9 protein-coding genes are annotated in these 9,923 nt (G+C 67.1%); 6 read left to right on the forward strand and 3 right to left on the reverse strand.

The annotated features are described in order from the left end of the window. Positions 1–57: 57 nt before the first annotated feature. Positions 58–1,410: a proline--tRNA ligase gene (gene proS, locus F3H32_RS08380; RefSeq protein ID WP_149765439.1), complete on the reverse strand. Its 1,353-nt coding sequence runs from the start codon at positions 1,408–1,410 to the stop codon at positions 58–60. A gap of 127 nt (positions 1,411–1,537) precedes the next feature. Here proS and F3H32_RS08385 point away from each other — a divergent pair, with 127 nt between their 5' ends. From F3H32_RS08385 to ppx, 4 genes are all read left to right on the forward strand, one after another. Beyond that, positions 1,538–2,842, forward strand: coding sequence for an AI-2E family transporter (locus F3H32_RS08385; protein WP_149765440.1), 1,305 nt, complete (start codon positions 1,538–1,540; stop codon positions 2,840–2,842). A 3-nt stretch (positions 2,843–2,845) separates the two neighbouring features. Then, a complete protein-coding gene (locus tag F3H32_RS08390) occupies positions 2,846–3,535 on the forward strand; it encodes a P-loop NTPase family protein (RefSeq protein WP_149765441.1) in 690 nt (229 codons plus the stop codon). Between the two features lie 28 nt (positions 3,536–3,563). After that, complete coding sequence (locus tag F3H32_RS08395; protein WP_149765442.1) at positions 3,564–5,729, forward strand: RNA degradosome polyphosphate kinase; 2,166 nt, start codon at positions 3,564–3,566, stop codon at positions 5,727–5,729. A gap of 69 nt (positions 5,730–5,798) precedes the next feature. Continuing rightward, on the forward strand, positions 5,799–7,340 hold the full coding sequence (ppx, locus tag F3H32_RS08400; protein ID WP_149765443.1) for an exopolyphosphatase: 1,542 nt from the start codon (positions 5,799–5,801) through the stop codon (positions 7,338–7,340). A 41-nt stretch (positions 7,341–7,381) separates the two neighbouring features. Here the strand turns inward: ppx and F3H32_RS08405 are convergent, their stop codons facing one another. Next, entirely contained in the window at positions 7,382–8,431 is a 1,050-nt protein-coding gene (locus F3H32_RS08405) for a dipeptidase (protein WP_149765460.1), read from the reverse strand. A 115-nt stretch (positions 8,432–8,546) separates the two neighbouring features. Here F3H32_RS08405 and F3H32_RS08410 point away from each other — a divergent pair, with 115 nt between their 5' ends. Both F3H32_RS08410 and parA read left to right on the forward strand, forming a co-directional pair. Then, entirely contained in the window at positions 8,547–8,870 is a 324-nt protein-coding gene (locus F3H32_RS08410; RefSeq protein WP_149765444.1) for an antibiotic biosynthesis monooxygenase family protein, read from the forward strand. 90 nt (positions 8,871–8,960) lie between these two features. Then, positions 8,961–9,596 (forward strand): ParA family partition ATPase, encoded by a 636-nt coding sequence (gene parA / locus F3H32_RS08415; RefSeq protein WP_149765445.1) that lies wholly within the window; start codon positions 8,961–8,963, stop codon positions 9,594–9,596. On the opposite strand, the gene F3H32_RS17865 is transcribed toward parA, so the two are convergent. Next, positions 9,593–9,923, reverse strand: a 331-nt coding sequence (locus F3H32_RS17865) for a transposase (protein WP_223191387.1), incomplete at its 5' end; no start/stop codon positions are given. The two genes, parA and F3H32_RS17865, sit on opposite strands and share 4 nt — an antisense overlap.

Raw genomic sequence — 9,923 nt, forward strand, 5'->3', positions numbered from 1 at the left:
CCCGATTTCACCGTTTTCCAAATACTCCGGCAACCGCGCCGCCGGGCGCCGCCGGGCCTATTTCGCCGCGTCGAAGACCGGCCGGTAGATCTCCTTCAGCCGCGCCACCGCCTCCTGCGGCGACAGCTCGACCGATTCGCCGCTGCGGCGCGAGGTCAGCTCGACCTTGTTCGCCGCCAGGCCGCGCGGGCCGACGGTGATGCGCCAGGGCAGGCCGATCAGGTCCATGGTGGCGAATTTCGCCCCCGCCCGCTCGTCGCGGTCGTCGTAAAGCGGCTCCAGCCCCTGGGCCTTCAACTCGGCATAAAGCGCCTCGCAGGCGCCATCGGTCGAGGCATCGCCCTGTTTCAAGTTGACGATACCGGCATGGAAGGGGGTCACGCCCTCGGGCCAGATGATGCCCTTGTCGTCGTGGCTGGCCTCGATGATCGCGCCCAGAAGGCGGCTGACGCCGATACCGTGGCTGCCCATATGCACCGGCACGCGGCCACCGTCGGGGCCGACGACCGTCGCGCCCATCGGCTCGGAATATTTGGTGCCGAAATAGAAGATCTGCCCGACCTCGATGCCGCGGGCCTGGCGGCGGCGTTCCTCGGGGACCTGTTCGAACAGCGCCTGGTCGTGGGTCTCGTCGGTGCGGGCATAGCGGCTGGTGAATTCCTCCAGCACCGCCTGGCACTGCTCCACGCTGTCATAGTCGATGGCGCGGTCGCCGAATTTCAGGTCGGTGATCTGGCTGTCATAGAACACCTCGGATTCGCCGGTCTCGGCCAGCACCAGGAATTCATGGGTATAGTCGCCGCCGATCGGCCCGCCATCGGCGCGCATCGGGATCGCCTGCAAGCCCATGCGCTCATAGCTGCGCAGATAGCTGACCAGGTGGCGGTTATAGGCGTGCAGCGCGTCTTCCTTGGTCAGGTCGAAATTGTAGCCGTCCTTCATCAGGAATTCGCGCCCGCGCATCACGCCGAAGCGCGGGCGGATCTCGTCGCGGAACTTCCACTGGATGTGATACAGCGTCAGCGGCAGGTCCTTGTAGCTGTTCACATGCGACCGGAAGATGTCGGTGATCATCTCCTCGTTCGTGGGCCCATAGAGCAGGTCGCGCTTGTGGCGGTCCTTGATGCGCAGCATTTCCTCGCCGTAATCGTCGTAGCGGCCGCTTTCGCGCCACAGGTCGGCCGATTGCAGCGTCGGCATCAGCATGGCGATATGGCCGGCGCGGGCCTGTTCCTCGTGGACGATCTGCTCGATGCGGCGCAGCACCTTGAAGCCCAGCGGCAGCCAGGAATAGATGCCGGCCGCCTGCTGCTTGATCATGCCGGCGCGCAGCATCAGCCGGTGGCTGACGATCTGGGCCTCTTTGGGGTCTTCCTTCAGGACGGGCATGAAATAGCGCGACAGACGCATGGCGAAATCCTCATGGTGGCGGGGACGGGTTAGCGGATCGCGCCTGACGGGGCAACGGCTTCCTTGCAAGCGGCCGCGGGACCGTCCAAATAGGAACGCATATGCGCGACAGGAGCACGCAACACCCATGCAATTGCCGGTTCAGAAACAGATCCTGTATTGGAGCGGCGCGCTTGTCCTGGTGCTGCTGGCGCTTTGGGGGGTGGGCAATGCCGTCACCCCCTTCGTGATGGGGGCCGCGGTCGCCTATCTCTTCGATCCGCTTGCCGACCGGCTGGAGCGGCTGGGACTGTCGCGGACGGGTTCGGTCGTGGTCATCACGCTGTGCGGCCTTCTGGTGGTGGTGGCGCTGTTTTTGCTGCTGGTGCCGGTTCTGGTGCGCCAGACCACCGCGCTGATCGAAACCGCGCCCGAGATGTTCCAGCGCCTCCAGCAGTTCCTGATGGGCCGCTTTCCCGAGATCTTTACCGAGGGCAGCCCGGTCAACGGCGCGCTGACCAGCATCGGCCAGCAGATCAGCGAGCGGGGCGGGCAGCTTGTCAGCACCGTCCTGGGCTCGGTCATGGGGGTGGTCAGCATGGTGATGCTGGTCGTGATCGTGCCGGTCGTGGCCTTTTACCTGCTGCTTGACTGGGACGACATGGTCGACCGGCTGGACGACCTGTTGCCGCGCCAGCATGCCGCGACGATCCGCCGCCTGGGGCAAGAGATCGACACGGCGCTGTCGGGCTTCGTGCGCGGGCAGGGCATGGTGATCCTGATCCTGGGCACATTCTATTCCGTCAGCCTTGGCATCATCGGCCTGCCCTTCGGGGTGGCGATCGGGGTGATTGCGGCCTCGCTGTCCTTCATCCCCTATGTCGGCGTTCTGGTGGGCGGCGCGCTTGCCATCGGCGTCGCGCTGTTCTCGTTCTGGGGCGCGCCCTTGTGGATCGCCGCGGTGATCGCGGTCTTCGTCATCGGCCAGATGGTCGAGGGCAATTACCTGCAACCCAAGATCGTCGGCGGCAGCGTCGGGCTGCACCCGGTCTGGCTGATGCTGGCGCTGACCGTGTTCGGCACGCTGTTCGGCTTTGTCGGCCTGCTGATCGCGGTGCCGGCGGCTGCGGCCCTGGGCGTGCTGGTGCGCTTTGCCGTCGGCCGCTACAAGGAAAGCGCCCTTTATACCGGCCGCGAGGTGCCGTCGCCGCCCGCGCCGCCGACCATGGTCGAGCTGGTGCCGCGCGGCACGACCGAGCGGGCGCGCCACCTGGCGCAGATGTCGCGCGACGTGGCGGTGGCGCAGATCCACCGCGAAGAGCATCTGGCGCATCTGATGGAAGAGCATCAGCAGCGGCTGGAACAAGGCCAGGTTCCCGATGCCGAGGGCCCGCCCTCGCCCTCGCAGCTTTGGGCCGAGGCGCAGGACAGCCGGCGCAGCAAGGACGGCTGAACGGTGGCGCGGCAACTGACGCTGGACCTGACGATGCCGCCGGCCTCGTCGCGCGACGATTTCCTGGTCACGGCGGCCAATCGCGATGCGCTGGCGATGCTGGATGCGCCGGGGCGCTGGCCGCAGGGGCGGCTTTTGTTGATCGGCGGCCCCGGCGCCGGCAAGTCGCATCTGGCGGGCGTCTGGGCCGCCGAACATGACGCCCAGCTTTGCCAGGGATGGGCGCTGACCCCGCAGGGCGTGGACGACCTGGTGCGCCCCGGCGCGGCGCTGGTGGTCGAGGACGGCCACGAGATCGGCGGCAATCCCGGCGCCGAACAGGGCCTGTTCCACCTGTGGAACCTGGCCGGCGCGCGCGGGGCGCTTTTGCTGATCACGGCGCGCATGGTGCCGCGCGACTGGGGCGTCGAACTGCCCGACCTGCGGTCGCGGCTTGAAACCGCAGCCCAGGCGGTGCTGGGACCGCCCGATGACGCGCTTTTGCCGGCGGTGCTGGTCAAGCTGTTCGCCGACCGCCAGATCCAGGTCTCGCCCGAGGTGGTGGACTGGCTTTCGCTGCGCATGGAGCGCGACCTGGACCTGGCGCGGCGTCTGGTCGCAGCCATCGACCGCGAATCCCTGGCCGATCGCCGCGCCATCAGCCGCCGGCTGGCCGCCGAGCTTCTGGACAAGCTGACCCCCGCCGACGCATGATCCCCCGCATTTCCAAGCTCGCAGCGACATGACCCAGGCCGATTTCCTGAAATCCCCCTTTCCCACCCCGCGCGACCTGCCCGACGGCCCGCCCGAGGGCGCCGCGCGCTTCTTCAACCGCGAGATCAGTTGGCTTGCCTTCAACTGGCGGGTGCTGGACGAGGCGCGCAATCCGCGGGTGCCGCTGCTTGAACGGCTGCGCTTCCTGTCGATTTCCGCCACCAATCTGGACGAGTTCTATACCGTCCGGGTCGCGGGGCTGCGCGAATTGGTGCGCGAGGGCAATACCACCCAATCCGACGACGGTCTGATCCCGGCCGAACAGCTTGCGCTGGTCAATGCCGATGCCCGGCGGCTGATGGGCGCGCAGCAGGCGGTCTGGAACGGGTTGCGGCGCGAGATGGAACAGGCCGATATCGCCATCCTGTCGCGCGGCCGCGTGACCCGCGCCGAGGACGCGTTCCTGCGCCGGCATTTCATGGATCAGGTCTTTCCGGTGCTGTCGCCCCTGGCCATAGACCCGGCGCATCCGTTCCCCTTCATTCCCAATGCCGGCTTTTCGCTGGCGCTGGAACTGGCGCGGGAAAGCGACGGGCGGCAGATGCAGGCGCTGCTGCCGATTCCCCAGCAGATCGCGCGTTTCGTGCCGCTGCCCGGCGGCAAGCGCTTCCTGCGGCTGGAGGACCTGTTGCTGATGCATCTGCCCAGCCTGTTTCCCGGCTATCGCGCCATCGGCCATTGCGCCTTTCGCGTGCTGCGCGACAGCGACCTGGAGGTCGAGGAAGAGGCCGAAGACCTGGTGCGAGAGTTCGAGACGGCGCTGAAGCGGCGCCGCCGCGGCTCGGTCATCCGGCTGAAGATTACAGCGGGCGCGCCGGACCGGTTGCGCCGGGTCATCATGCAGGAACTGGACGTCGACCCCGAAGAGGTGGTCGAGGTCGAAGGACTGCTGGGCATGGCGGACCTGCGCGAACTGGTGCTGGACGGACGTCGCGACCTGCAATGGCCCGGCTTTATTCCCCGCGTCCCGGAACGGGTGCAGGACCATGAAGGCGACATGTTCGCGGCCATCCGGCAAAAGGACATGCTGCTGCACCACCCCTACGAGACCTTCGACATGGTGGTGCGTTTCCTGGCGCAGGCGGCGCGCGACCCGGACGTGCTGGCGATCAAGCAGACGCTTTACCGCACCTCGCGCGACAGCCCCATCGTCGATGCGCTGTGCGAGGCCGCCGAATCGGGCAAGTCGGTGACGGCGCTGGTCGAGCTGAAGGCCCGTTTCGACGAGGCTGCGAATATTCGCCAGTCGCGGCGGCTGGAACGGTCGGGCGCGCATGTCGTTTATGGCTTCATGCAATACAAGACCCATGCCAAGATCAGCGCCGTGGTGCGCCGCGAGGGCGACCAGTTGGTGACTTACACCCATTTCGGCACCGGCAACTATCACCCGATCACCGCGCGGATCTATACCGACCTGTCGCTGTTCACCTGTGATCCGGCGCTGGGGCGCGACGCCTCCAAGGTGTTCAACTTCCTGTCGGGCTACGTTCAGCCCGACGGGCTGGAAAACATCGCCATATCGCCCATCGACCTGAAAGAGCGGTTGCTGGAACTGATCGCGCGCGAGGCCGAGTTCGCCCGCCGCGGCCGGCCGGCCGAGATCTGGGCCAAGATGAACAGCCTGATCGACAAGGACGTGATCGAGGCGCTTTATGCCGCAAGCCAGGCCGGCGTCAGGATCAACCTGGTCATCCGCGGCATCTGCGGGCTGCGCCCCGGCATCACGGGCCTGTCGGAAAACATCCGGGTCAAGTCCATCGTCGGGCGATTCCTGGAACATTCCCGCATCGTCTGCTTCGGCAACGGCTTCGGCCTGCCGTCCAAGAAGGCGCGGGTGTTCCTGAGTTCGGCCGACTGGATGGGGCGCAACCTGAACCGCCGGGTCGAGGCGCTGGTCGAATGCCTCAATGAAACGGTCAAGGCCCAGATCACCAGCCAGGTCATGGCCGCAAACATGGCCGACGAGGCGCAAAGCTGGCTGTTGCAGCCCGACGGGCGCTATCTGCGCTATCTTCCGGCGGGCCGCGACGACCTGTTTTCCTGTCACAAGTTCTTCATGGAGAATCCCTCATTGTCGGGACGCGGCAGCGCGGGGGCCCGCGACGTTCCGGCGCTGATGCACTCGACGGATTGACGCGAGGGGGTAAATTGCCCCATCCAAAGCGCGCGCGCCCGGCGTGATAACGGAATCGAGAGGAACCCGATGAACGGCATCTTGACCGCAAGCGGAGAAACCATCGAACCCTTCGGACGCTCGCTGTTCGATCGCGCCTCGGAGCGGGCGCTAAGCCGGGTTGGCGTGGTCGATGTCGGCTCGAACTCGATTCGCATGGTGGTGTTCGACGGGGCGGCACGCTCGCCGGCCTATTTCTACAACGAAAAGGTCATGGCCGGGCTGGGCTCGGGCCTGGCCACCACCGGGCGGCTGAACCCCGAAGGGGTGCGCCGCGGCATGTCGGCGCTGCGCCGCTTTGCGGTCCTGGCCGAAAGCATGGGCATCAAGCAACTGACCTGCGTGGCCACCGCCGCCGTGCGCGAGGCCGAGGACGGCCCGGCCTTTCGCAAGGCGGTCGAGAAGGAAACCGGCCTTAGGCTGCATGTCATCGAAGGCGAGGAAGAGGCGCGGCTATCCGCGCAGGGCGTCCTGCTGGGCTGGCCCGACGCCAGGGGCCTGGTTTGCGACATCGGCGGCAACTCGATGGAACTGGCCGAGGTCGCCGATGGCAAGGTCGGCCGCCGCATCTCGACGCCGCTGGGTCCGTTCCGGCTGCAACAGGTCAAGGGCGGCGCCTCGGGGCTGCGCGACCATATCCGCAATGCGATCGAGGACGCGGCCGAGCGGCTGGGCCGGGGCCACGAACAGATCTATCTGGTCGGCGGCTCGTGGCGGGCCATCGCGCGGCTGGACATGGAGCGGGCGAAATACCCGATGACGGTGTTGCATGAATACCGCCTGTCGCCCACCGCCGTGGCCGATACGGTGAAATGGATCGCCGGCAAGTCCATGTCCGAGATGCGGGCGATGACCGGCATCTCGCAAAGCCGGATGGAACTGGTGCCGCTGGCCAGCCAGGTGCTGCGCCAACTGGTGCAGGCCATGCAGCCCAAGTCGCTGGCCGTGTCCTCTTACGGCATCCGCGAGGGGCTGCTTTACGAACAGATGCCTTCGGGGCTGCGCTCGCGCGATCCGCTGATCGAGGCGGCGCGCTTTTCCGAGCGGCAGATGGCGCGCATGCCAGGATTCGGCAAGAAGCTTTACCAGTTTCTTGAGCCGTTGTTCGGCGGGCTGCCCCCGGAACGCGACCGGCTGGTCAGGGCGGCCTGCCTTTTGCACGACACGACCTGGCGCGCCCACCCGGAATATCGTGCCGATGCCTGTTTCGACAATGTCACCAGGGCCAATATGGCGGCGCTGTCGCATCCCGAACGGGTGTTCCTGGGCCTGTCGCTTTTGCACCGCTACAAGAACAGCCGGGCCAATTCGCCGATGGCGCCGCTATTCGCGCTGCTGTCCGACAAGGAAATCCGCGAGGCCGAGGTGCTGGGCAAGGCCATGCGCTTTGGCGCCATGTTCTCGGTCAAGGACCCGGCCGAGGCGGGGGCGCTGAAGCTTCAGCCCAAGAAAAAGGTGCTGGAACTGAAGCTGACGCGGATCGGCCGCGCGCTGATGGGCGAGGTGGCCGAGGCGCGCTTCCGCTCGCTTGCCGATGCGCTGGGCGTGGCGCCGATGGTCATCCAGGACTAGGCCGGGCGAATCGGGGCCTCGGCGCCAGCAGGAAAAGGGGCTTAGCCGCCCCAGGTCCGCCCCAGCAGGTTCAGCCAGTTCTTGCAGGCGATCTTCTCGACCAGGTCGCGGCCATAGCCGTGGTCCAGCATGGCGGCGATCAGGTTCTGCAAGGCGCCGGCATCGGCCAGATCCGCGGGCATGTCGGCGCCGTCGAAGTCCGATCCCAGCGCCACGCCGTCCTCGCCCAGGAACTCCAGCAGGTGATCCAGGTGCCGCAGCATGACCGCGAACCCGTGCATCGGGTCGCGCCGCCCCTGGGGATGCAGAAAGCCCACGGCAAAGTTCAACCCCACCAGGCCGCGCGATTCGCCGATCACCGCAAGCTGCCGGTCGGTCAGGTTGCGCGAACTGGGGGCTATGGCATGGGCGCAGCTATGGCTGGCGACCAGCGGCGCATCCGACAGCCGCGCCACATCGTCGAAGCCCTTTTCGTTCAGATGCGACAGGTCCAGCATGATGCGCAGCCGGTTGCATTCGCGCACCAGGTCCTTGCCCGCCTGGGTCAGCCCCGGCCCGGTATCGGGCGAGGACGGAAAGGCGAAGGGCACGCCATGGGCATAGCGCGTCGACCGCGACCAGACCGGCCCGAGCGAGCGAAGCCCCATCGCGTGCCAGACATGCAGCGCGTCCAGGTCGGGGATCGGCTCGGCCCCCTCGACATGCAGGATGGCGGCGATGCGGCCCTGGGCCATGGCGGCGCGGATCTCGGCCGCGGATTTGCAGATTGCCAACGTGCCCGACCGCTCCATCGCCATCAATTGGCCCACCTGCGCCAGGGCATGCGGCAGGGCGTCGTCCGATGCGACCTGGGGCGGCAGGGGCAATGAGAAGGGCGGGTTTTTCTTGAGCATTGCCGCCAGCGCATCGTCGGGACCGGGCGGCGAGGGCGTCCAGACCGCGAAGAATCCGCCGGCAAGTCCCCCCGCCTTCATTCGCGGCAGGTCCAGATGGCCGGTTCCGTCCCCTTGCTGCCAAAGCGAGTCGCGGCCGGGCCCGGCAGCCACCATGCGTTGCAGAAAGTCGTTATGGCCGTCAAAGACCGGAATCATGCTCATGTCCTTTCGCTCGGGTAGCCGCCACCATGGCGCGGACGGAAAAGCGCTGCAAGTTGGCGCGCTTCGCCGTAAGCTGGACCGGACAGCCAGGCAAGGAGGAGCCCAGCCCATGACCCGCATCGACAAGGAATTCGACGGCCAGACCGTAATCTGCACATTCGAGGTGACGCCGGGCACGGCGCAGGACGTGCTGGACGCGCTCAATGACGCCTATGACCAGGTGATCCGCAGCCAGCCCGGCTATCTTTGGGGCGCGATCCATCTCAACGACGCGCAGACCCGCATCTGCACCTATTCGCAATGGCGCGACCGGCGCGACTATCAAGCCATGCTGCGCACCCCCGAGATGCGGGTTCGCAACCGCGCCATCCACGGCATGTGCCGCCATTTCGAGCCGGTGATGTACGAGGTCGCCGCGACCTGGGACAGTTGACGCCGGAACAGTTTCTGCACCTGCGAAAAAGCCGTGCATCGCGCGCGCTTCCCGCCTAGGCTGGCGCGGAACGGCGGGACAGAGGGGCTTATGGCAGGACGCATCATCACCATCGCCCAGCAGAAGGGCGGATCGGGCAAGACCACCATCGCGGTGAACCTGGCGGTCGCGCTGCGCGGATGCGGCCATTCCGTCGCACTTCTGGACACCGATCCGCAGGGCAGCATGGGCCGCTGGTTCCTGGAACGGCTGGAGCGGCGGGGCGAGGACGAGGCGCTGGAATTCTCCACCTCGTCCGCCTGGGGGGCCAGCTACGAATCCGACAAGCTGAAGAAGCGCTTCGATTTCGTCATCATCGACACGCCGCCCAAGATCGACAGCGACCTGCGCCCGGCCCTGCGCGTGGCCGACCTGGTGCTGGTGCCGGTGGCCAGCAGCCATGTCGACCTGTGGGCGACCGAAGGCGTGCTGGACCTGGCGCGGCGCGAGAAATGCGCCACGCTGATCGTGCTGAACCGCACCCGCGCGCGGGCCCGGCTGACCGGCGAGGTGGCCCAAGGCGCCGCCGCGCTGGGGGCCGAGGTCGCGGCGGCCCAGCTTGCCAACCGCGTGGCCTATGCCGAGGCGTTGGGGCAGGGGCTGGGCGCGGGCGAGAGCGCGCGCAATGCCGCCGCCCGCGCCGAAGTCGAGGCCCTGGCCCAAGAGGTGCTGGCGGCGCTGACCTAGGCTGCGGACTCATAATTCCTCATCCACAGCCTTGAGCATGCCATGAGGACGGCGGCGAGGTAGTTTTCCGCCGTCTTCTCGTATCGGGTGGCGATCTTTCGGAACTGCTTGAGCTTGGAGAAGAACCTCTCCACGAGGTTGCGCTGGCGGTAGAGGACCGGATCGACCTGCCGCTGCACCTTGCGGTCGCGTTGGGTCGGGATATGGCCGCGTCCGCCGCGCGCCGCGATCAGGTCGAGCACGGCGCGGGCATCGTAGCCGCGATCGGCCACCACATCGCCGGGTCGAGGATGCGTCGCCAGAAGCTCCTCGACCGCCGCCTTGTCG

This window comes from Paracoccus thiocyanatus, assembly GCF_900156255.1.
GTDB classification, from domain to species: domain Bacteria; phylum Pseudomonadota; class Alphaproteobacteria; order Rhodobacterales; family Rhodobacteraceae; genus Paracoccus; species Paracoccus thiocyanatus.